This is a genomic window from Pedobacter sp. WC2501, from assembly GCF_052682415.1.
Map to the genome: position 1 here is coordinate 3555516 of NZ_JBQZFI010000001.1, position 22587 is coordinate 3578102.

Annotated in this window: 19 protein-coding genes and 2 pseudogenes; 13 read left to right on the plus strand and 8 right to left on the minus strand. The window is 39.9% G+C overall.

Features of this window, described 5'->3' with window-relative positions; translation table 11 throughout:
- Positions 1 to 118: 118 nt before the first annotated feature.
- A complete protein-coding gene (locus ACUN24_RS15040; RefSeq protein WP_445563235.1) occupies positions 119 to 1081 on the minus strand; it encodes an MBOAT family protein in 963 nt (320 codons plus the stop codon).
- Positions 1081 to 1515 carry a hypothetical protein gene (locus tag ACUN24_RS15045; RefSeq protein ID WP_445563236.1) on the minus strand — a complete coding sequence of 145 codons (435 nt, stop codon included), beginning with the start codon at positions 1513 to 1515 and terminating at the stop codon, positions 1081 to 1083. Before ACUN24_RS15045 ends, ACUN24_RS15040 begins: the two co-directional genes overlap by 1 nt.
- Positions 1516 to 1623: 108 nt before the next feature.
- Here ACUN24_RS15045 and ACUN24_RS15050 point away from each other — a divergent pair, with 108 nt between their 5' ends.
- On the plus strand, positions 1624 to 1794 hold the full coding sequence (locus ACUN24_RS15050; RefSeq protein ID WP_445563237.1) for a hypothetical protein: 171 nt from the start codon (positions 1624 to 1626) through the stop codon (positions 1792 to 1794).
- Here the strand turns inward: ACUN24_RS15050 and ACUN24_RS15055 are convergent.
- Complete coding sequence (locus ACUN24_RS15055; RefSeq protein WP_445563238.1) at positions 1789 to 2844, minus strand: ankyrin repeat domain-containing protein; 1056 nt, start codon at positions 2842 to 2844, stop codon at positions 1789 to 1791. The two genes, ACUN24_RS15050 and ACUN24_RS15055, sit on opposite strands and share 6 nt — an antisense overlap.
- A 104-nt stretch (positions 2845 to 2948) precedes the next feature.
- On the opposite strand from ACUN24_RS15055, the gene ACUN24_RS15060 reads away from it, so the two are divergent.
- The 3 genes and pseudogenes from ACUN24_RS15060 to ACUN24_RS15070 all read left to right on the plus strand — a co-directional run bounded on the left by ACUN24_RS15060 (position 2949) and on the right by ACUN24_RS15070 (position 3905).
- Entirely contained in the window at positions 2949 to 3077 is a 129-nt protein-coding gene (locus tag ACUN24_RS15060; protein WP_315424326.1) for a hypothetical protein, read from the plus strand.
- A 255-nt stretch (positions 3078 to 3332) separates the two neighbouring features.
- A pseudogene (locus tag ACUN24_RS15065) lies at positions 3333 to 3470 on the plus strand (AAA family ATPase); the annotation flags it as partial.
- A gap of 300 nt (positions 3471 to 3770) precedes the next feature.
- The gene (locus ACUN24_RS15070; protein ID WP_445563239.1) at positions 3771 to 3905 is read left to right on the plus strand and encodes a hypothetical protein; all 135 of its coding nucleotides are present in this window, start codon (positions 3771 to 3773) and stop codon (positions 3903 to 3905) included.
- A 189-nt stretch (positions 3906 to 4094) separates the two neighbouring features.
- On the opposite strand, the gene ACUN24_RS15075 is transcribed toward ACUN24_RS15070, so the two are convergent.
- The gene (locus tag ACUN24_RS15075; RefSeq protein WP_445563240.1) at positions 4095 to 6488 is read right to left on the minus strand and encodes a TonB-dependent receptor domain-containing protein; all 2394 of its coding nucleotides are present in this window, start codon (positions 6486 to 6488) and stop codon (positions 4095 to 4097) included.
- 95 nt (positions 6489 to 6583) lie between these two features.
- Positions 6584 to 7711 (minus strand): helix-turn-helix domain-containing protein, encoded by a 1128-nt coding sequence (locus tag ACUN24_RS15080; RefSeq protein ID WP_445563241.1) that lies wholly within the window; start codon positions 7709 to 7711, stop codon positions 6584 to 6586.
- Positions 7712 to 8002: 291 nt separating this feature from the next.
- Between ACUN24_RS15080 and ACUN24_RS15085 the strand changes: the two genes are divergently transcribed.
- Together ACUN24_RS15085 and ACUN24_RS15090 are read left to right on the plus strand one after the other, a co-directional pair.
- Positions 8003 to 8407, plus strand: a complete 405-nt coding sequence (locus ACUN24_RS15085) for a hypothetical protein (protein ID WP_445563242.1) — start codon at positions 8003 to 8005, stop codon at positions 8405 to 8407.
- A 5-nt stretch (positions 8408 to 8412) separates the two neighbouring features.
- A complete protein-coding gene (locus tag ACUN24_RS15090) occupies positions 8413 to 9507 on the plus strand; it encodes a DUF6688 domain-containing protein (protein ID WP_445563243.1) in 1095 nt (364 codons plus the stop codon).
- A gap of 140 nt (positions 9508 to 9647) precedes the next feature.
- On the opposite strand, the gene ACUN24_RS15095 is transcribed toward ACUN24_RS15090, so the two are convergent.
- The 3 genes from ACUN24_RS15095 to ACUN24_RS15105 all read right to left on the minus strand — a co-directional run bounded on the left by ACUN24_RS15095 (position 9648) and on the right by ACUN24_RS15105 (position 12511).
- The gene (locus ACUN24_RS15095; protein ID WP_445563244.1) at positions 9648 to 10448 is read right to left on the minus strand and encodes a hypothetical protein; all 801 of its coding nucleotides are present in this window, start codon (positions 10446 to 10448) and stop codon (positions 9648 to 9650) included.
- Positions 10449 to 10511: 63 nt separating this feature from the next.
- Entirely contained in the window at positions 10512 to 10961 is a 450-nt protein-coding gene (locus tag ACUN24_RS15100; RefSeq protein WP_445563245.1) for an SRPBCC family protein, read from the minus strand.
- Positions 10962 to 11188: 227 nt separating this feature from the next.
- Positions 11189 to 12511, minus strand: a complete 1323-nt coding sequence (locus ACUN24_RS15105) for a DUF4272 domain-containing protein (RefSeq protein ID WP_445563246.1) — start codon at positions 12509 to 12511, stop codon at positions 11189 to 11191.
- On the opposite strand from ACUN24_RS15105, the gene ACUN24_RS15110 reads away from it, so the two are divergent.
- From ACUN24_RS15110 to ACUN24_RS15140, 7 genes and pseudogenes are all read left to right on the plus strand, one after another.
- Positions 12510 to 14618: a hypothetical protein gene (locus ACUN24_RS15110; RefSeq protein ID WP_445563247.1), complete on the plus strand. Its 2109-nt coding sequence runs from the start codon at positions 12510 to 12512 to the stop codon at positions 14616 to 14618. The genes ACUN24_RS15105 and ACUN24_RS15110 overlap by 2 nt on opposite strands.
- A 1145-nt stretch (positions 14619 to 15763) precedes the next feature.
- Positions 15764 to 16498: a hypothetical protein gene (locus tag ACUN24_RS15115; protein WP_445563248.1), complete on the plus strand. Its 735-nt coding sequence runs from the start codon at positions 15764 to 15766 to the stop codon at positions 16496 to 16498.
- A 153-nt stretch (positions 16499 to 16651) separates the two neighbouring features.
- On the plus strand, positions 16652 to 20212 hold the full coding sequence (locus tag ACUN24_RS15120; protein WP_445563249.1) for a DUF6443 domain-containing protein: 3561 nt from the start codon (positions 16652 to 16654) through the stop codon (positions 20210 to 20212).
- A gap of 103 nt (positions 20213 to 20315) precedes the next feature.
- Positions 20316 to 21005 carry a hypothetical protein gene (locus ACUN24_RS15125; protein WP_445563250.1) on the plus strand — a complete coding sequence of 230 codons (690 nt, stop codon included), beginning with the start codon at positions 20316 to 20318 and terminating at the stop codon, positions 21003 to 21005.
- A 27-nt stretch (positions 21006 to 21032) separates the two neighbouring features.
- Positions 21033 to 21266: pseudogene (locus ACUN24_RS15130) on the plus strand (RHS repeat-associated core domain-containing protein); the annotation flags it as partial.
- Positions 21267 to 21307: 41 nt separating this feature from the next.
- The gene (locus ACUN24_RS15135; protein WP_445563251.1) at positions 21308 to 21859 is read left to right on the plus strand and encodes a hypothetical protein; all 552 of its coding nucleotides are present in this window, start codon (positions 21308 to 21310) and stop codon (positions 21857 to 21859) included.
- Positions 21844 to 22482, plus strand: coding sequence for a hypothetical protein (locus ACUN24_RS15140; protein ID WP_445563252.1), 639 nt, complete (start codon positions 21844 to 21846; stop codon positions 22480 to 22482). The genes ACUN24_RS15135 and ACUN24_RS15140 overlap by 16 nt, the downstream gene beginning before the upstream one ends.
- The last annotated feature ends 105 nt before the right edge of the window (positions 22483 to 22587 follow it).

The following is a 22587-nucleotide window of genomic DNA, read 5'->3' on the forward strand; positions in this document are numbered from 1 at the left end:
TATCATAATGAAGCCAATCATGAACAAGGACTATAATTTTACCTGCGCAGAACCGGAAAAGCAATTTACTGACTTCGTAGAAAGTATTGGTGTATTTTTCAACTCATCTAAAGAGCCATTATAGGCCAGCAAGTCGCCATATCACCTCCTGCAAAAAGGCTTTATGAAACAACAACGGAATGGGAACCACTAGCCAAAAAAACACCCATATACGAGCTATCATTCTGTTCTGTAAAAAACGACTGCCACTAAAAGCCAATCTTTTTTCTAACAACACCATTAATCCTTGAATGAAAAAATACAACAAAGGCAAGCCAAACCCTTTATTAACTGGCACACTCAAAGCCAACTCATGCAATAAACCTGAAAACAGGAAGGCGATCAGGAGTGCTGCCGCATTGCCTAATCTATGGCGCAACGGCCTTAACAATGCAATAGTCGTCATTTCAATAAAAGCTATATTCCAGCGCTTTCCCCAAAATTCGGTTAGGCTAACAGATGTAGCCGGACGGTTAAATAAGTAGTAGGCATGGACTCCTGAGAGCCTCCAGATACCCGCGCTAGTACTTAACAATCCAAAATGCAAGACTAAACTAAAGGACACCAATAGCAAGGCACTTACAGTTATATATATGATGGTTGGATTGAAAGATCCCCTGACTATTGCGTGTGCCAGTACAATAAGCATAGCTCCGGCAAGTAGCCTGCTTATACCAAACTTAATCATATCCCAGGCACCGGGAACGGCAGCGCCACCAAAGTATTCAAAAGGTTGAGCTCGCATTCCAGCCCAGCCCACAACGAATAACAGCCACTGATTAAAAGTGAGCATAGTAGGCTTACCCTTATAACTTTCAGTTGTGACTATTACTTTCATGCTGATAAAGGCGGTTGTGATAATGGTTAACATTTTTACAACAGGGTGCATACCCCCTGATATAAACCATATTGTAGCCAAACTGATCAGCAGCAGCAGCCAGGCAAAAATGGAATGCGCTTTCTTTATCATAAAGTACCCGAAAATGATGATTGCTGTATTAAGCACAACAAAATAAAGTAAGGGTAATGCGGGAAATAACATTATAAATTTTGAAGATTGTTATAAAAGGCTAGCCCGTATACTAAACATAAGAATAAGAAAAGAGACACCAATACAGTTTCACCAAAGACCAGCCACTTTCCTTTAGGAAAATTTTTACGTTCGAATCCAAAAAACTGGGTACAGATCCTGGATACCCAATATACGCCTATAAAACCTGTAGTCAGCACAGCTAATTTTGAACCGTTGGTTAAATCATTTGGGCAAAGCGCAGACACAAAACCAAAGCAGAAATTGATGACCAAAATGTAACATGCATACATCCAAAAAATATGGCGAATGAGTGGGTTTACTTTAGCTAATTCAGTTTTCCAATTTAGGATGCCTGGAATAGCGGTACTGCCTGCAGCCAGGCAAATTTGTCCGATACCTGCCAGGCGAACCAGCAGTTCTATATGGTCAAAAATAATTTTCATTGTTGAGTCGTGATTGATACAGAGTAACATAAAAGAAACAAAAATGTTTTTTTAGACAATTAGGCACCAGGCATCCAACCTGCTAATACATTACAGGTTAACTTTAACATGGACTATACTGATATGGAGCAAACAATGGTTGAAAAACTTCTCATTGATTATGCTGGAGACCGCTTATTGCTCACTGATCAGGAAACAGGCGAGACACGAGCTGCAGAGCTGAAATATACAGCTATATTGCCCATCAAATTTTTGGCGGTAGTTCTTTACCATTTATAGTTTGCCTGTCAGCTTTATTGGCACCGGATTAAGAATTACCCACTTTACTGCAAGTTCGCAAAGAAAATTTAGTTCATCGGTTTCTGCATCACCACTTTTTCTAATTTCCTGTACAAGTAAAGTTGCTTTTTCAATTTCGTCATTTGATAAAGTGTTTTCTGATTTGAGGTAAATTAAATAGCTGTCCAACATTTTTTTAAAATAAGTATTCCAGTTCCCACCACCATTCCTGTATATTTCGTCACGTATCTTTCCCGCAATTCGAACAACTTCTCCCTGCACTGTCTCTGCACTCCCACTTGATGGTATTAGCAATTCCCATAATAATTCAAATTGCTTCTGCCAGGTTGTTCCACTCACGATTATTGGCGACATGCCATCGTGCATGATCCGTTTTTTTACAGGCGGAACGTCATATCTCTCATAGAGATTGTTTAACGCGTCGTCAGTTTCTTGCAAGTAGTCTTTATTGAAGTTTTTACGGTGAAATTCAAAATTCTCTCCAATTCGGGTAATTTGATTTTTCATTTTTTCCGTTATTATGGTATCTTTTTGTAGCAGTATTTTTGATATTTCAGCTAAACATTTAATGTCACTATTGTTTGCACTTCCTAAAGCCTTTTCAAGAGGAGTTTGTTTATTCCCGTTTAAAAATTTGAGGTCTGCACCATATTCTAGAAGTTTCTTTACTGATGAAATATTAAAACTACTTCCAGCAGCAAAATGCAAAGGTGTGTCGCCATATTTGTCTATTGAATTTACATTTGCGCCAAGTTCTAAGAAAACATCTATTTTGCCACTTCTGGCCATAGCATGTCTATGAAGAGCAGTACGTTCGTATATGTCTACGTCTTCTATGTTTGCTCCGTTTTTCACCAACCAACGAATAAGTTCGTCCGGAACATTAAAAAAGCTTAATGCTGTTGCTTTGCCATAGCCACCCCTTGCATCCAGTTCACAAGTGTCGAATACTTTTTTGAGTTTTTCAATATTATTTTCAGTGATCAACTCGTCGAAATTTTTTGGTAATGTTTTTTTCTTTTTTGCCATTGTTTCTTATTCCAGGGTTCAATTAAAATTACCGCCAACTTGTGCTAACATCGATAAAAATTATCAGATACAGGTTTAAGTAGTTGCATTAGAGATCTAAACAAATGAAAAACAGAATCTTAATTTCGGTAATTGACATCTCAAATATACCTATTTCCATAGATGAGGTTTACCTGAGCAAGTATTTATGTAAGTTCAAGATCTGTTTTATCCAAATGGAATATAGAATGTAAACTCTAATGCTAGTTCTTCAATATCTTTCTCATTTTTAAATACCAAAGTACATTGAAACTCCTCTTGACAATTTACCTAACTTTGATATTAAAAAAGAATATACAAATACAACTGGCCTTTATTAATAATAAGTGACCAATGAAATTAGTTAGATTAAAAATAAATACTGAATTCAGAGGAATTAGAAATCGTTTTGAGATTTCTTTTTTGATCTTAAATCAAGGAAGGATCCCTTTGAGTTTAATCCTTACTGTTTCGTTGGTCGAAATGGGAGTGGTAAATCAAATCTTTTAGAAGCTTTAGCAAATATTTTCTATCATATTGAGTGCATTTACTTAAATTATAAACCAAGAATTTTTCATGCTAGATTTTATAAGTATTTTTGTTTATAGCGATTGCAAAAAAAATACAGAGAAAAAGTGAGCGATTCGGTGAGTCGCTTTTCAAAAAACTTCCAGATAGCCTTTAAACGCTGAAAACTAAACGAAGTTCACATCCCAAATGGGATCACAGAAATCCTCCAACACACATTGGAGGATTTTTATTTAAAAAGGTTTCATTATGCTAAAACCCCGAATAGCCGTTTATTGCCCCTTTGTGCGGGCTGCTCCGACACAGCTTTACACCAACAATACCTTAGGCTAACTTTCTCCTTACCTTTTATTGAGCTATAGTTAACCCGCCAATTTAAAGTGACGCAAATCTTTAACCTACTGAATCTACACCAGGACTACAACTCAACCGAAGCAAGTGTAAAGTTGAGTGCAAGCAGGTACGAAGCAGACCTGGCCGGAAGGCGGCCTAAACGTGGGGTAAATGTGGCGTGAAGGTGGAATTGGAATATTCTTTTTGGAGTTTTTTAATCAGATGGATCGATTTGGGTGATCATCTCTTTTTGATTATCCTAAGATACTAAAATTTTGGTTTTTCGGGGTTGTCATGATCAAAATTAAATGGCAAACGGGATCTTGCTTCTGCTTACGTCGTCATGGAATCCTATTGGGGAACTAAGACGTTCAATTAGTCCTTCGTCTCTCCTCATCGTTTCCAAACTCCCTTTGTTTTACCTTGATATCTTTATTGCCAAAGCTATAGGCGAACGACAGTCTGAAATAGCGGCTGCTATTGTTCTCATTGTATACTTGCCTGGTACCGTTGACCACAGAACTATAGTTCCTCAGGTAGGCCCGGTTGAACACGTCGTTGGCCAACAGCGACACCGAAACCTTTTCCTTCCACATGCCCTGTCTGAGCCCAAGGTTCAGACTGGAAAGATTGCCAAAACTATAAAGCCCCCTGGTATAGGCAGTGTGGTAGCGGTAGTCCACCTGTATCTTGGTACTCTTGCCAATGGAAAGGGTATTGTTGCTCGACAGATAGAGATGTGCCTGATCAGAAGGATTGGCATTGATGCCATTGATGAAACTGGTCCTGGAACCCAGCAGGTAAACCAGGGTCTGGCTTTGCCACCAGGGCGTGATGTCGTTGGTCAGGGTTACCCCCAGGCCATAATCAAGACCCTTATAGTAGTTCTCCCGGGTGATGACCAGCGTGTTGTCGTTAGAATTGGATGTGAATACTGGGCCAAAACCATTGGCGGTCCTATTGATAAAGAGCTCCGTCCTGATCAGCCCCTTATAGCTATGGGTCAGGTCGAAATTGTCACTGAAGGAGGGCTGCAGGAAAGGGTTTCCCTCCGAATAGCTGTTGCTGTTGATATAAGAACGGAACGGGTTGAGAAGGGCAAAGCCCGGGCGGTTGATCCGCCTGCCGTAGTTTATGCTGAAGTTATGACTGCTACTGGCCTTAAAGGTGATGTCCAGGGTGGGGAAGAGCTTGAGGTAACTGGTCTTTGTCGACCGAGCCAAATCGGCGGAACGTCCGGTGGTCTGGGTATTCTCGAGCCTCAGTCCCAAGTTCAGGCCAAACTTTGTCCCGATGTTTCCCGTGCCGCTGAGATAAACGGCCTGGTTGTTCTCCCGGTAAGAAAAGGAATTGGACCTGGAGGGATCAAGAACCGGTGAGCCGCTGATGGTGTTGAAATAACGGACATCGGCACTGCTGGCGATGCTGCTGATTTTTGCGCCATAAGTCAGGTTTAAGCCCTTTACCGGATGTTCCATGTCTACCTTTGCACTGTAGTTATCAATATTCTGTGCAGAGTTGTTATTAGCGCTCTGGTCATTGCGGACAAAGTCCATTTGCGGGGTAAAGACCGTTGCCCTGAAATCGTTATCAAAGCCTGAACGGAAGCTAAAATAGTCCAGATCAAAGGAGAGTATTCTTTTCATCGTATCCAGCGTAGAGACCAGGTGCGCATTGTAGGTATGGCTGGTCGAGCCCAGCATCCTGGTGCCCTGGTTAACCAGCACCGAATCCAGCCCGACAGAAGCATTATGGATCAGGATATCGGTGTGGTCGCTGGTGCCAGGAGTCTGGCGGCTGCCAAAATACTGCACACCTACTGATGTATTTTTACTAAGGTCATAATCCAGTGCGAAACGGCCCGAGCGCTTATTTTCGTCCTGCTTTCCCGTATAGTCGAGGTTCCACAAACCAGAAGGATAATAGGTGTCCAGTCGTTGGGAAACTCTGGAATGGCCCAACTGGCCGTTGCCGCTAAGGGACAGCCTGAACCTTTCCCTGTTGTACAGCAGCACATTGCTGAGCGAAAGGGTGCCATAGCTGTTCTGGTCATAGGCTGCCGTGGTCGAGTTCTTCCAGGAATTCCCGCTTCCCTTTTTCAGGTTGATATTGATGAGGCCCCCGTTTCCGGCAGATTGATATTTGGCCGGGGGATTGCCGATAACCTCAATGTTTCTGATGTCGGCTGAGGGAATCGATTTCAGGAAGCCCATCAGTTCCTCTCCCGAGAGCTCGACCATGCGCCCGTCCACCATGACCCTTGAAGCCCCTTTGCCCAGCATGCTGACCGTATTGTTCTCCACAATTACCCCTGGCGCGGAGCTGAGGGCATTGACCGCATTGCCCCCGCTGGCCGCAACACTGTTCTGCACATCGAACACCAGTCCTCCCGGCGTGAACTGCACCAGTTTCCTGCGCCTGATAATGGAAACCTCCGATAGGCTTTTGGTATCCGCCCTGAGGGCGATGTTGCCCAGACTGGTATCGCCGCGCAATAGCAGCGCGTTTCGAAAATCGATATAGCCGACAGCAGAGATCCTGAGGGTAAAACTGCCCGTTCTGTACTGCAGCTCGAAAGAGCCGTCCTCTTTGCTCGTCGTTCCACTGGCAATTTTGCCGGTACTGTCTAACAGCATCACATTGGCCCATCCCAAGGCGGCCTGTTTTTCATCGGTCACCCTGCCGCTCAGTTTGGCCTGCGATCTGGCCAGAATCGGTAAAAGCAGCAATATCACGACCAGGTTCTTAGGCATTGTATTTTTCATGTCTCATTTTTTTGAATGGGACAAAGGTGTGGCCAGCGCAGGGCAAAAACGTCCGAATGCGGAAAGTCGAACCAATTTAGTGGTCGTGTTTTTAGCTAATCCACTGCTTCAGCACTGTTCCGGTACTGCCTGGGGGTAAGGTTAGTCAGCTTTTTGAAAGCGGTGTTAAAGGAGGACTTGGAATTGAAGCCTACCTCATAGAAGATCTCCTGCACGGTCCGTTCCCGTTGCTGATCATCCCGGAGGAGTTCCATGGCCTTGCGTACGCGGTAGCCGTTAACAAAATCAAAAAAATGCTGCCCCAAGTGCAGGTTGATCAGAACGGACAGTTCCTTCATCGGGATCTTTAGTTGCCTGGCCAGTTGCTGGATGGTGAGCGCGGGATCGAGAAAAGGCTCCCGCTCGAGCATATATGTCTTCAGTAGATCGATCTTTTCCTGGGTTTGTTCATCAATGGCCGTTACCGCCTGCCGCCTCAGCGGTTCCAGATGGAAACTGACCCCCCGGAACAGGTCCGGATTGTAAAGTGCCTTGAATACGAACCAGCACAGGATGAACACTGCATTGATCCCCACAAGCAGCTGCAGGCTGTTCGACCAGCTGCCCCAGTTGCCTAGTTTCAACAGGTCCTTGGCCAGCACGATGCTATGGGCAACGGTATCTACCAGTACCAGCTGGAACAACCAGCGGTAAGTGATGATCGCCGGATCGGCATAGTTTTCACGGTACAGCTTCCTGTACTTTTTCAGTACCAGGAATATCGCGGTGATATAATAGACGAACTGCAGGTTCCCGATGACGATCATCCATCCAAGTTCGGGAATGCTCGCGTAGCTTTCGAGCATATCGAGCTTTTCGCCGTGCTCCACCAGATAGAACCTCGGAATCAGTTCAACGTTGATCAGGATAAAAGGAACGGCATGCCACAAATGCACAAGCCGGAGCCTAAAGTCCGAATCGCAGGCCGATCTTGCATACAGGTAAAAAACAGGGTTATTCAACAGGGAGACAGTGATCAGCAGCACTAGCGCACCAGGGTATTGCTGAAGCCATTGCCCCAGAAACAGCATGCTCAGGTCCAGGCCGTTGATGAGGATAAATGCCGCCAACAGCACATTGCCAAGCTTGTGGCGGGTGCTGACCGTGAACAGGAAAATGCCCAGGATGAGCGAAACCGTAACGGCGACAACCGCCAGCACACGTATGAGATCTATACCGTTCATTCAGTTTAAAACATTTCCGCTAAGGTAGGCAATATTTTTGCCCGGGCCATCAGCCTCATCAACCCAATGTGGAAAACAAAAAGCCGGGAACAGGAATTTATTTCGAAATTTATTCAGGTTAAAACAGTGAATGCATGGATCAGGAGCGTGAGATATATAAGGGAAGAAAGAAGGAAATATTTATTACTGCAGCCGGTGCTGACAATTATGAGGTGGGCACGGTGTATAAAAAGTAATAAGGTTTTTATGATGACTGTGATGCAAACCATATCTTAGCTAATAATAAGAAACATGATGATAGATAGTAAGTGGTTTATAGCGTTTCTGGCTTTGTTGCTAACAACCGGGAATATCAATGCGCAGTCAGCTCCTAAGCCTAAACAAACAGATCAAAAAAGTTTTGAAGGACTATGGACAAATAAAAAAACAAGCAGGTGTCTTGAAATATATTTTGAGTATGGTTATGCTACCATCATGGACTGGACTCCAAAATTTCAGAAACGTGAAAGTGCTGATGTGTACAAGGCTCTGCCGAAAAATGGAAAACTCGTTATGCCCGAAGAAACTGAGCACCATGCGCCATATAGTGAGATCATAATAGAGAATAACAGGTTGATTTATTTAACCAAACAAATGGGGGCGGGCAAAAAGCCGGCCTTTGACAAAATAGTTTTTACACGACCTATAAGTAAGTAATAAATATGACCTCGTTAGCGATATTGCTTTTCATATTGATCGTCGGTATGACGGTATTGATTTTCAGACAGCTTAAGAAGACTATTCGTCCTGCGGGCCTGGGCTTGATGATTGCTTATGTATTTTCGATATGTGCATTTTGCATTGGGCTAATGACGCACCAGGCAGATTATTTCACCGCAATTGATCCTGTAGACGGTATGTGTTACATCCCATTTGGGAAAAAGCATATTTTGAGTCTTGCGTTCTATTGTTTTGCTTTTCATGACGCGCTAATTTTGATTTGGCTTAAAGGCACCCGTCTGCCACCCCTGGCCACTGTGCTGGCGCTTAGTTTTATCATTGCAGGTATTGTAATCAATTTGCTGATTCTAATGCAAATCTCGGAGCACGATACAAAAAGTATTGACTGGTATGACCGGTCAGATCATATTTTGTTGTTTCTGTTTACACCTATATTAGGTATTGTAATAGCTGGGTTAACGGTTTTACATGTGCTTAACATGAATGCTGTGGCAGCACGTGAACGGGTGTATGCCAATGCATTTTTAAATAGGGCAAACCTTTATCTGGCCCGAAAAAGTAATCTTCCACTATGGGGACTAATCCTGCTAATTCCTGTTCTGTTGGTTACCACAGTTTTACTATTGATATTGGGACAGGATTCAGACAGTATGGTTAAAGTCTTTACGGATACGACGACATGGAGGTTTTCAAGGCAAATGCATCCACCAGTCCTGGATCACAAAGGACATTATTTGTGTACTGTTGCAGTGTCTGGGAGTCCAAAGCTTGTAAAACCTCTTCGGCTAGGTGTTAGGGGTGGAAGGACGATTGTAGTAAACCGTCAATTGCTGATTGCCAATGCATTTGAAGAAATGATCCAGGACTTTTCGCCTCGTATGCATAGGATCATCAGACGTAATTACGACAGGTATGGATATAATTTATCAAAAAAAATCAATAATGAAGGCTTATCAAACCTAACATACATGCTAATGAAACCTTTGGAGTGGATTTTCCTGATCTGTTTGTATCTTTTTACGCAGAAGCCTGAATATCGCATCAGGAAACAGTATTTAATGCAAAAGGATAGGTAATTATATATTCCGTCGTTTTTCTATTGACTATAAACAAAAATAACGAAAATTACTGCTGCCAACACCACCCATCTAATCGCGCACCTATATTTTATGGTTTGATATCAAATATGCTAGAGCGTTAGCGGGGGAAAAGGCAACTACTCCATGACCCTATACAACCCAAAATCGGGGGAGTAAAGGTATTTTATGTGATGCAACTTAATCACTTGTGGCAGAATCAAGTTCTCCCCCTTGAACTTAAGGTCGCCTAACTTATAATAATACATGTATACCGGAGAGGGGAGCGTGCCTTGCTTCCATCGAATTAGCACATCGTCATCAAATTTCTTCACATCTTTTGCAGTTCTTGAAAATTCACTGTTAAAAAGATAGTCATTTCGCACAAATAGTGTTTCATCTTTTATTTCAAAAATATTACAACGCTCCTGATGCACAGTTACATATTCACAAGGTTTGTAACCGTATTTTTTTAAAAGTGTTGTTTCATATTTATGAAGTGCCAAAAGTTTTAAACTGTCATTTTCAATGTTAAGTTCTTCAGACTTTGTACTCAGGCTGTCTGCAAAAACTACATTTTTGAAGTCCTGGGATTTGCGGTAATCCGGATAGAAGTATTTCTTACGATTAAAATAAAGATTACCCTTTTTATCTATGAAAAAAGGAAGGTTCCAATCATAAGTTTTCTCAAAAATGATCCGTTTGTTAACGTCCATTATTTTAAATGGAGCGTCACTTATGTCTGGTTTCAAAAAAATTCTGTCATCTTCTAAAAAGATAATTTCACTTAAATTTTGCATGTCTGTAACCAGCTTAAACTTACGCTGATCCTTAAGTAAATCGGAAATTAAAGGTACTTCAGGATGGTTATCCTTCTTTGGAAACGGATTACATGCCGAAGCAAACATCATAATAATCAAACCGGCAAATTTACTTCTCATGGTGCGTTTTTTTAGATTTGGAATTATAACAAAAACTGAACCATAAGCATCATTGCCGGTTTGCTAAGCATCGGGTATATTTGGCTCTACAAGTTTAATGAGTTTTTCAAGGGATTCCTGCCAACCAAGATAACACATCTCCAGGGGTATCATCGCAGGTATGTTTTCCTGCAATATTTTCAAATCTGTACCAACGGATGTTTCTCTGAACCAGATGGTGTTTACGATGGTGCCGGGTAAATTTGAATCTTCAAACTTATCTGTGTATTTTAACAATTCATTTGGAACAACCTCTAAGTATTCGCCACCAAACGCGTTAGTATTTCCTGTGGTGAAATTCTGAAAAGACATTTTAAACGTGCCGCCTGGCTTAACATCCATGTCATAAATAATACCGAGAAATCCATAAGGCGGCATCCACGATGCAAGTGCTGTAGGCTCGGTAAAAGCACGGTACACCTTTTCGGGAGATGCTTTAATCACCCTGTATAATGAAACGCTGTTGTTTGACATACAATTATTTTTGTTTTAGAATTAACTATGCTTAACAAAGATGAAGTTATTACCTGGTAATTTGCAGGGGTATATATGACAATTTATAGGGGATATGGGACAATATCTTTCTTTGACAACATTGTGCAGGCCAGCTTTCAGTATAGCGACCACGTATACCGAACCTGGGTTTTTAATGTGATGTAATTGAGCATATAGTAGATGAATTTTACCCGAACCGGGATAGGTTAGGTATCACAACTTACATCGTCCCAATCTTGTTCCCCGTACCTGATTAGCCAATTTAGGGCGTAATGCCTTTCATATACTACTCCAGAAATAGCTTCTTCAAGTTGGACGTTTGCCAATCTTGCATCTACACAAGCCCAATCGATTCTGTAGTAAAGGTCATTTGCATCCAGAATTTCAGCTGCAGATCTTGTTTCAGAAATGGAGTTGATAAAAGTATTGGGGTCTTTTCCGGCACCAACAGGGTAATCTTGTTCAGGGATGTCATTTAAATCGCAAAGTTCGCTTGGGAAATTAAGTTCATCAATCTTACCTAAGGCCCACATCAGTGTGTAAATACATTCGCTTTTCCAACTTTCCGTATTTTTCCGCTCTTCGGTAGGATTACCAAGAAATTCTTTTTCTGCAGGTGTGGTTTCTGCCCATAAATCATATTGCTGCAAATAGGCAATTGCAATATCTGCCGGTATTACATTATTTGCAACAAAATTAGTGACGGCCAAAATGCATAACCTAGTCGCAATTTCTTTTGGTGTCCTTATTAAAGTTTCAGTTTCAGCACCGATGCAGGGTAAACTTGAATTAACTTTGATGCCTCTTACTTTCAGTATCGCTTCACTTCTTTCTTTTCTTCTGATTTGATCGTCAGACAATTGAGATTGTTCCTTGTCAAAATATTTCGACTCAATATTAACACTAAGTTTTTCAATTTCTGAATTTCCTGAGGTATCCAGGATTAGATCTAAATTGTGATCTAAAAAGTGTTGTCCGCCAGACTTGCTGATTAAAGTGCCTGGCTGTGTGAATATAATCGCATCAAACTCAGTTGCGAGTTTTTGAAGCAGTGGTTTTATGTCTTTGGTATCCTGCGGTTCCTGTTCTACAGAAAACTCGCTATTTATAGTAGCGACTTTAGCCAATAGCAAATTTTTTAACTGTTCATTTGATGCCGATAATGAGGTAATATATCCGTAAAGGCCTTTTAAGTTTGCCGTTAGCGGACTGTCGTCAATTTCGGGAAGCTGGTAGGAGGGGAATGCCCTTTCGCGATAGCTTACTTTAATCGTAACAGATGGACTAAATAACCCACCTTTTATAACCAGTTGCGCTATTTTATCTTCACCTGGATCACTTATGGATAATATCCCTTTAGGAAATTCTTTCTGAAGCAGGTCTGTAATTTTTTCAAACCCAATGTAGTGAGAATAATACGTACAAATCATATATTTTACTTTGAACCGGTGATGAATCATCGCAACAAAAACTGAACCATACATGGCATGAATTTCGCTATTCCTGTAGCTTATTACTAAACACGCCATGAAATTACTAAATTACGCCGCAACCTGCTTTTTCTGTTGTTATCTTTTTTCCTGTTCTGGACAGGTGGAAACCAAATCTAAATCCAATGACTCTTTAGCTAATGAAATGGTTAATGCATTCAAAGGCAAGAGTCTGGAAGAAATTAATGAGTTATTAAAAAGTAATTCCGAACAAATTGAAGGGCTTTTTAAATTAATGGATACACGGCTGGAGATAACTCCTGCAAAGAGTAGTAATCCATCTTCTAATGAGGGAGTTATATCCGGGTCTTCATTTACAATTACCCCGGAGAAAATCATAGAACCTGCGCTTAATGAAATGGCTAAGAATTATGAGTTTTCACAAAAAATCTTCCCTGAAGGTTCTGTTATCACAACATCTCTTAAATCAAGCAATAAGCCTGCCGTGTTCCAGGATCCTGCTGGAAAAGATGGATCTAATATTTTACGAAGTGAATTTATAGTGCATGGCTTATATTTTCATGACCATTCCAGTTTAAAGGACAACATTGGGTCGTCAGACAATCATGAAAATATTATGATTAAGGAGAGAAAGCCAATAGACAGCCTTAAAGCAACTGTAAAATATACCTATATCACTAAAATGGAAAAAGTTATATTGGATGAAAATGAGACGGAGAAGAAAATTGGTAAAGGTACTATAAAACTTAAACAGCTGGGCGACGGTTCAGCATCATTTACTTATAATGGTCCTGATGGAGATCTGCTATCAATAGCAGGAATGGATACGCAAGGCAGATTAATTGATCATAACAGTTCGACTACGAACTCAATTCCTTCGGCTGCTAAACGTAAATTTCTGGAGGAACTTAATGAAGTTCTAAAATCTACAATGAAGAAGATCGACGCAGGAAAATATAAAAACGTGGATGAATTAATTACAGATCTAAAAGCTACATTACCTTCATCAATCACTGAAAAAGATGCCGCTGAAACCAATTCCCAACTGTCAAATTATCACTTTTATCAGGATATTTCCAAGATTGTGGTTTATTATGCAGCGGCTGTTAAAACGGTTGAGCATCAGGTGACACTGAGAAGTGAGGATATTATAGCCAGTGGTCTTTCTATAGGAATTGGCGAAAAACAAAGCGGTTATGGAATTGTCCAGGCAGACGGGAGTTGGTTAATAAAACCTTCATTCAAAATCCTTTATGCTATAAATCCATTTTATTACGGAACTTGTGAGGAGTATTCTGCTGATGAAAAATGCGACTACTTTAGATTGGATGCGGAACATAAAAAAATGATTCCATTTGAGCAAAGCAAGCTAAAAGGTTATGTATTGAAGCGGGCTTTAAATTCAAATCTGGTTCTTTTTCAACAGAGAAATATTGACCCCGCAAAAGTCTATGACAATGGAGTGATGGATAAAAATGGCAGCGTTATCATGAAACCGGTTTACTATGACGTATGGATTGCGGGAAATTATCTGATTACCGCAGGAGAAAATGCGAAAACCAGTGAAGAAGAATTTGGTTTATACACACAAACCGGTAAGCCAATTATCCAAGGAAGTGCCCAGCCAATCGGTCGTAAAGGTAATTTCATCTTTATTGAACAGGCGGGTAATCCGAATGATGCGAATAAAAAATATAAGTTACTGGATAACCGCTCAGGAAAAAGTTTTCTGCCTGAAGGAACCTTTGCACTAGAGACGAACTATGTTGGCGATGCCCTTCCGGTGAGCAACGGCAAGAGCAAATATTTGATTGACAGAAAAAAGAACAAAAAGGCTGATCTATCTGAGTATGCGGTAATCAAGCAGTTTGTAGGCAATTATGCACTTGTAAAGTCGAAAGCAGGCTATTGGGGCGTGATTAATAGCACCGGAGAGCTGGAAGTAGCCTGCGTAAATACAAGTTTATCACCTGTATACAATGATATTACGCTAATTACCGATGCACAGGGGCCTGAAGGTAAACAGCGAAACGGATTGTTAAATATTGTAACCGGCAGAATGATTGTGCCATTAATGTACAGAGGAGACGATGACGTAGCCTCTGTACATGGTGAAGCTTCAACAACTACCTATTATATAGCGGGCAAAAAATTTGATACTTTTGGCAAGGAAATGGAAAACTAGTGTATTTGAATGAAAAAATGCCCAACATAGGGTAAGCGCTGGTTTTTGGAAATTGTTCATATCGCAGCGGGATAACATTAAAAACTATCAAGAAGTATAAACCCCTGCAATTGCACAATAAGCATGGGGTTTTGCTTTTAGGGAACTGCCAAAAATCGCACGAATTCACAAAAATTGGGGAGAGATTCGGTGTTAAGGCAAAACTTAAATTGACTCAACGAATGGCGCATAATTTTACTGTACAGATTGTTAAAAACTGAATATCTTGTGTGGATTTAGTTGCAAAGCTATGTTTGCATCACTGTTATTTATTATCTTTTAACGGCGATGCAGCTCTCAAACCGAATTCGGTTCCCGGGTTGTTTACCTTTAATCATTAGATGATGAAGACCAATTTTATCCTGCTTTTCTATCTGAAAAAGCAATGCTTTGCCAAAGTGTTGCTTTTTCAGCAACCAGATCATATTAATTTTTCACGGTAAAAAGACAAACGTTGCATATTTCATTATATGAGACTTCCGAATCAATAAAGTATGGATTTGTAGATAGATTTTGGTGTAATCTAGAGATTTTACTGTAGATATATGAATATAAAGTATGAGAGCAATTAACAGAATATTTTCTTATTAAATTAATAGACAGGTGATTTAACCTATGTTATTCAGATTTATTTGTTTTTATCGGAATTAATAATTAGTTTAGGAACTTAAGTTTTAATATCTATTTATGCTCGATTCTCTCTCTTCAATGAACTCTTATTGGGGTGTTTTTATTATAGAATTACTGCTTCCGCTTTTTCTCTTTCGCTCACCATCAACCGCTCAAATCATGATCAATTGTTTTGCAATTACCGAACAGGCTAACCTCGCTGCTCTTGCAGCACATTTGGAAAAATACACACTGACAAGGTTAGTTGGGTATTATACTGGTAATCATTGAAGTATCCGGATATTACAGAGCTATCCGTTTAAATGGTATTTGAAGATCAGAGTCTTTCATTAAAATTTAAGCATTTATTATTAAAGCCTAGGCAGTACGTGTCGAAAGGTAGCTAACCAGTATCAAGTATTAAAGTGAAATTCGTCGTCTTTCTTAGCAAGCTAAGGAAGACTTTAACCTGCTAACGATTAATTAAATTATATCAAATGAAAATCAAAATAATGGCACTCTTACTCATGGCGAGTATGAAATTGGCTGCACAAAATACTTTTCCTGATAACGGAAATGCTGGCGTGGGAACAACCTTACCACAGGGCAAGCTAGAAGTTGTGGGGAATTTTCTGATGAGGGGTTACAACATTGACTCACGTTTTACGACTACTGGCAACCTCAGTTATTTAGCCAATTCCGGGAAATTGCTGATAGGTTGGAATAGATCTGAAGGCTTAGGTGAAACCTCATTCGTGGCCAATCAGGGAGAGGGTAATTATGGAGGTTTTTCGTTTTATAATTATAATAACCAGCAGCAGCAAACTTCGCTGATGCTACTTAGGGGCGATGGTAATGTTGGTATTGGTACGATGGTTCCGCAGGAAAAACTTTCTGTTAATGGTAAAATCCGGGCCAAAGAAATCAAGGTGGAAATGGCTAACTGGCCTGATTATGTTTTCAAACCAGATTACCAGGCAATGACGCTGCCCGAAATTGAGAAATATGTGAAGGCAAATGGCCATTTACCAGAAGTGCCTGCTGCAAGTGAGGTAGAGCGAGAAGGCGTCGCTTTGGGCGAGATGAACAAGATTTTGTTGAAAAAAATTGAAGAACTGACTTTGCATTTGATCGAAAAAGATAAAAGGGAGCAAGAACAGCAAGGTGCCATTGAGAAGATGAAACGACAAATGCAGGAGTTACAAAATCAAATCAAGGGATTAATCAAGTAATCTAACTTAACTTAAAAAATGACTTATCCTTTCGGGTTTTTTCAACATGAAAATGCATTGACAGGCAATTTCGAAATACGAATAAGACTTACGGGTAATCTTTTTAAGGTAGAAGCTCTTCGTTCGAATACTATACTATTAAACAACAAGGCCATGAATAAGCTGTATTTAATTATTGTAAAAGTTTGTATTTATTGCTTAGCGCTTTTCAGCTACAATGCATCAGCTCAATCTTATAAGACTTTGAATAGTGCTAATAGCAGCGGTGATCATACGGCTACTGGCAGTATTACATTGCTGCCGGGCTTCTCAACCGCACCAGGGCAATCTTTCAGAGCCTATATTGTACCACCTGAATACTTCGCTTCACAACCATCGCAGGATCAAAACTACATTATTACGTGGACGTCCAGAGTTGCAGGCTTAACTAATTATGTCAATTTGTCTTTAAAAACAGCAGATGAAGTTCAGCAAACCATCGCTTATTTTGATGGCTTAGGACGGCCATGCCAAAATATTCAAGTCAAAGGATCTCCTTTATATCAGGATATCATTCAACCATTTGCTTATGATCAATTTAATAGAGAAGTAATAAAATACCTGCCTTATGCCGCTTCAGTGGGTACCGGAAGTTTTAATAATACTGCTATTGCAGATCAAAAAAATTTTTATGAAACGACAGTAAATCCCTCGGTAGGTGTAATACGTACAGCATCTCCATTTTCCGTGAGCGCTTTTGAACCCTCACCACTAAATAGGATACTGGAACAAGGGTACCCAGGAGATGCTTGGCAAATGCCACTCAATACCCCGGGAGATCCCTATTATAGCCAAAGGCACACAACAAAAACGCAATATTTAGTTAACAACCAAGATAACTTTATTAATTGGGTAATGACCTACTTGCCATACAATCAAGGGTCAAGGAAAGCTGCTCAATACAAGGCTATTATCAATAGCGACCAAAGTCGGACTTTGGTGAGGGATATGGATGATCCATATTATCCAACAGGCTCTTTGTCCGTTATCAGAATCAAAAATGAGAATTGGCAAACAACTGATGGTTGTCTAAACACAACAGAAGAATTTAGGGACAAAGAAGATAAACTCGTTCTAAAGCGAACATATAATAAGTTGAAAGAAAGTGGTGAAGGTAGTCTGGAAATGCTATCCACTTACTACGTATATGACGACTTTAATAATCTGTGCTTTGTTTTAACGCCTAAGTCCAATCCTGACCTTGCATCTGGCATACCGGCATATATAGATGAATTTTGTTATCAATACCGGTATGATGAACGTCAGCGATTAGTGGAAAAGAGAGTGCCGGGTAAGGATTGGGAGTATATGGTCTATAACCTGCTGGACCAGGTGGTGATGACACAAGATGGCAACCAACGTAGAAAAGCGCCACGCCAGCAGTGGACTTACACAAAGTATGACGTGCACGGGAGACCGGTTATCACCGGTATTTGGTTGGACGATATATATGGCGGGAATACCGCTTCTCACCGGACTCAGGTGCAGCAGCTGGCCACTAATTATAGCACTAAAGGAGCGAACTGGGAGACATATAATGGAGGGAATGATGACGGGCAGCATACTGGCTACACCAACACAGTCATGCCGCAGGGCAGCTTCGGGCAATTGCTTACGGTCAATTACTATGATCACTACGATTTTCTGATGGTAAGCAGCCTAAATCCTAACAACGATTTCTTTGTTCAGCCGCAAGGCACACAGACCACTAGCGTGACTGGACTACTGACCGGTACCAAGGCCGGTATTCTGGGCAGCGGCACCTTGCTGATGATGGTAAACTACTATGACATTAAAGGAAGAGTGATCAGGTCGAAGAGTCAAAATCATCTTTCGGGAACCGATGAGGTTGACAACATATGGAGCTTTACAGATGAGCTGCTCAACTCTACCCGTACGCACAAGATAGGTACGGGTAGCACGTTGATAGCCGATAGTTACAGCTATGATCATGTGGGCCGTAAGCTGGAAACCCTGCAAAGCATTGATGGCTCTTCGCCAACCACAATATCCAGGTTGTCGTATAACGAAGTGGGACAGTTAACGAGTAAGAGTATTGGTAATAATCTGGAGACAATTACCTACAGCTACAATGAGCGGGGCTGGATGACCGGAAGTATGGCTAGCAAATTCTCGCTGTCTCTAGGGTATAACAGTGGCACCAGTCCCCAGTGGAATGGAAACATCAGTTTGCAGTCTTACAACAACAACGGCTCGCAGAACACCTATACTTATAGCTACGATAAGCTGAATAGATTGCTCTCAGGCTATGCTTCAGGAATGGATGAGCAGATTAGCTATGATATAATGGGTAATATCCTTAGTCTAAAGCGGGATGGTGCCGATCACGCTTACAGCTATCATAACGGCGGGCAGAGTAATCAATTGAAGTCTGTTGCCGGTCTCACAGCTACGGACTATGTATATGATGCTAACGGTAATGCTACGACGGATGGCAGGCTGAATAAAACCATCACATATAACCTTTTAAACCTGCCCGAAAACTTTAGTGGCGGTCCTGTATATACTTACCTTTCCAACGGGCAAAAGCTGAAGAAAGTGTCAAATGGCGTGACGACCGATTATATAGCTGGCATCCAGTATACTAACGGTATTTTAGACTTCATCCACACGGAAGAAGGGCTGGCTAAAAAAAGTGGCAGCACTTACAGCTATAACTACGATTTGAAGGATCACCTGGGTAACGTCAGGACCACGCTTTACCGTAACCCGGTTAATAACCAGGTAGAAGTACTGCAGCAGGATGACTATTATGCTTTTGGGCTAAGAAAAGCTACAGTTGGTGGAACAAATAACTACCTTTACAATGGAAAGGAGTTACAAGAGGAGTTGGGGCAGTATGATTACGGCGCAAGGTTCTATGATCCGGTGATTGGCAGGTGGAATGTTGTGGATCCAATGGCTGAACTGGATCGTAAATCTACTCCCTATAATTATGCATTTAATAATCCTATTATATTTATCGATCCTGACGGTATGTTTGGCGATTATTATGGTACTGATGGGAAATGGCTTGGTACAGATCATATTGATGACGATAAAGCCTATGTAGCAAAAGATGGCTCTTATACAAAACAGGGTGATGGATACGCCATAAAAAAAAGTGGGATTACAGAGTTAGAAATTGGTAATAAAGAACTTCTCAGTAAATCCGCGACCATATATGGTGAAAGTTCAGCTTTTAGGCTTAATAAAATTACTGATGATCTAAAAAAAGAAATGTTTTCTATCGCAAGTGTACATGAGAAAAATGATCTTGCTTTTGGGAAAGATAGTGATCAGGCTAAAGCATTCAATAAATTGACATCTGGTGAGAGAAATGGTACAATGAAGCAACTTGCTATCGCTGCAGAAATAAATGCGCAGATTGGCGGCGTTGATTATAGCTTTGGTGCAAGCCAATGGGACGGAGCTGAACAAGGGTTGTTTCCGGCTTCTGATAAAAGAAAATCTTCAGGGACTTGGGAGCTTCATAAAAATACGATGGGTTGGGATATTTCTGATGAACACTATTCGAAATGGAAAACTAGTGTAGGAAAGAATTTTGTTGCGCCTCAAGTAAGTACAGCAAACACAGGATTGAACAAAGGTAAAATTAGATTGACATCGAGTGCAGTTTACAATTCAACGATTTTTTGGAAAGTTAATAAATAGTACATTCTATATGAAATTTAACCTCATAATATTTCTACTTCTAATTTCTTGCAAATCCAATGATAATGGCTTTAAAATAGATAAGTTTTTAAATAGGAAGGGCATGCACTCAAAGTTAGTGAATAACAAAATACTTCAAACGAATATTTATGACCATAAATTAAATCTTATTCTAAAAAATGAATACAGTAGAACCGGTTGTAATCTAGTGGATTCAACCATTTATGTTTATTCAAATAAAAATCAGTTACTCGAACAAAGACATTATTCTGCAATAGATGTTCTATCTAATTGTACGAGTAAATTTAGTTTAAAAGATCAAATCTTGTTTAAGTATAATCCGAAGGGAGTATTAGTTAATAGAAATGTGTTAAAAGGTGTAGCTTTAGAAGACATTAAAAAAAATAAAAATATATTCAAAGATTTAAAGGACTCCTTATCTCTTCTTCAAACTTATGTTTCAGATATAAAGTTTATAGCTGATAATACTGCAAATTCAAATTTGAAATACGAAAATATAAATAACGTTAATATTTATACGTTCAAAATTAACGCTATACTATCTATTCTCTTAGAGTATGGCATTCCGACAAACGAGCTGTTATTACAGGCTAAAATTTATATTGAAAATAACCACTTAATTAAGGATGAGTTTAAGTTTGAGAACTATATACTAACTCGAGTATACGATTACAAAAATAGCCTACTGCAAAAAGTTATCATTGAAAATACTCAAATTGATAATAAAAATAAATCACTTTCAACCGAATACTTTGTGAAAATGAAACTTTAGTTATTCAATTAACTAGATTACTGTGCAAGGTTTTATGACCCGGTAATTGGTAGATGGAATGTGATTGATCCATTGGCGGAGAACTTTACACATATTTCAACATATAATTATGGTGTCAATAATCCAGTTTTGATGATAGATCCAGATGGGAGAGAAAGTACATCTACACATACTGATAAATATGGTAATGTTTTAGCTGTTTATAATGATGGGGATTTGGGTGTTTATAAACATGATGATGCTAAAAAAAGGAGGATATAGATAAACAACCAAGGGTTAGTACATCCAGAGGAGGAACAAAAATGGGCGTAACATTGATGTGGAATTCTTTTACAGAATTTGATGGTAATGGAAATCCTGCAGGGAAAATTAACTTTGGATCATTCCAAGCTAGCGGATGGTTGGATCGTTTCAATAAATCTATCAATGATGCAACTGATAATCTTGGGGATTTTTTGGCTAATAAGCATTATGCAATTAATGCTGGAGGTAATGATTTATATGATTATAAAACTCAAAACGGCAATGGATTGTATGCAGGATCTCAAATTTCTGAAGGAGTATATGTATCAGCTAGGGACGTAGGAAATTTTGCCGCGGGGCGTGCTACTGCTATGACTGGACAGTCAAAAATGGATTTTATGCTGACAGCAGGAGGATTTAACTTGTCCGGTAATAGTAAATTAGGTATAGTTTTCAGAACTTCTCATTGGCAGAATGAAGCTCGGAAATCGGGGTATCCAGCGTTTGGAGAAGCCAGAGGATCGAATTTCTTTCAGCGATTGGGTTATGAAAATGTAAGAACGAGTCAGGGGATGAAAACAAATTATAAAAGAATATGGGATCTAAAATAAATAAACTTTTTCTGCTATTATACTTGTGTATTTTTGCTGTAGGCTGCGGAGAGCGTCACTTTGATGAGTTAGAAGGGCCAGATATAAGTTATCAGATTTGTCCTGGCAAAACAGATATCCTGTGCATTAGGCGTACGATTGATAAAGGAGCACCATTGATTCAACTTTTTGATAATAGAGGAAATCTATTGGAATCATACGTTTTAGCGTCAATGGCTGGCTTTCAGGTAACTGCAATGGGAAATAATTCTATACAAATCACGTATTTTGTAGGTCAAAGTGATCTTGAAATGTTCCTGCCTTGGTTTAAGAAAAATAAATTTAATCCTAATCATATTGGTAAATATGCAATTAATTATAATTATGAAATACACAATGAGTATTCAGAAAGTGAAGGCTCAGGTATAGATTCGCTGAATGTTGATAAGATGGCACAGACTACATCATTATTTTTAAAAGGAAAATTGATTGCTACAAGACCTACGTATTTATTAATTCTCAAATCATCAGAATTGTTGGCATATGAACCTAAAGATAAAGTCTATACGCCTTACCTATTAGGCAATAACGATCTTGCTAAAGATTATCTTAATAAGATTCTTGCCAACTATGATAAAAAGTAATAATCAATAAGAAAGTATGCTTGTAAAGTAAGGTTCTATGACCTCATTATCAAAATAATCTATCATCATTAAAGTATGTTATTATACCAATTGAACCAATAAACT

Coding starts and splice junctions, on each gene's coding strand:
- ACUN24_RS15040 (WP_445563235.1), bottom strand. CDS start 1,081: ATGTTATTTCCCGCATTACCCTTACTTTATTTTGTTGTGCTTAATACA.
- ACUN24_RS15045 (WP_445563236.1), bottom strand. CDS start 1,515: ATGAAAATTATTTTTGACCATATAGAACTGCTGGTTCGCCTGGCAGGT.
- ACUN24_RS15050 (WP_445563237.1), top strand. CDS start 1,624: ATGGACTATACTGATATGGAGCAAACAATGGTTGAAAAACTTCTCATT.
- ACUN24_RS15055 (WP_445563238.1), bottom strand. CDS start 2,844: ATGGCAAAAAAGAAAAAAACATTACCAAAAAATTTCGACGAGTTGATC.
- ACUN24_RS15060 (WP_315424326.1), top strand. CDS start 2,949: ATGAAAAACAGAATCTTAATTTCGGTAATTGACATCTCAAATATACCT.
- ACUN24_RS15075 (WP_445563240.1), bottom strand. CDS start 6,488: ATGAAAAATACAATGCCTAAGAACCTGGTCGTGATATTGCTGCTTTTA.
- ACUN24_RS15080 (WP_445563241.1), bottom strand. CDS start 7,711: ATGAACGGTATAGATCTCATACGTGTGCTGGCGGTTGTCGCCGTTACG.
- ACUN24_RS15085 (WP_445563242.1), top strand. CDS start 8,003: ATGATGATAGATAGTAAGTGGTTTATAGCGTTTCTGGCTTTGTTGCTA.
- ACUN24_RS15090 (WP_445563243.1), top strand. CDS start 8,413: ATGACCTCGTTAGCGATATTGCTTTTCATATTGATCGTCGGTATGACG.
- ACUN24_RS15095 (WP_445563244.1), bottom strand. CDS start 10,448: ATGAGAAGTAAATTTGCCGGTTTGATTATTATGATGTTTGCTTCGGCA.
- ACUN24_RS15100 (WP_445563245.1), bottom strand. CDS start 10,961: ATGTCAAACAACAGCGTTTCATTATACAGGGTGATTAAAGCATCTCCC.
- ACUN24_RS15110 (WP_445563247.1), top strand. CDS start 12,510: ATGAAATTACTAAATTACGCCGCAACCTGCTTTTTCTGTTGTTATCTT.
- ACUN24_RS15105 (WP_445563246.1), bottom strand. CDS start 12,511: ATGGCGTGTTTAGTAATAAGCTACAGGAATAGCGAAATTCATGCCATG.
- ACUN24_RS15115 (WP_445563248.1), top strand. CDS start 15,764: ATGAAAATCAAAATAATGGCACTCTTACTCATGGCGAGTATGAAATTG.
- ACUN24_RS15120 (WP_445563249.1), top strand. CDS start 16,652: ATGAATAAGCTGTATTTAATTATTGTAAAAGTTTGTATTTATTGCTTA.
- ACUN24_RS15125 (WP_445563250.1), top strand. CDS start 20,316: ATGCACTCAAAGTTAGTGAATAACAAAATACTTCAAACGAATATTTAT.
- ACUN24_RS15135 (WP_445563251.1), top strand. CDS start 21,308: ATGGGCGTAACATTGATGTGGAATTCTTTTACAGAATTTGATGGTAAT.
- ACUN24_RS15140 (WP_445563252.1), top strand. CDS start 21,844: ATGGGATCTAAAATAAATAAACTTTTTCTGCTATTATACTTGTGTATT.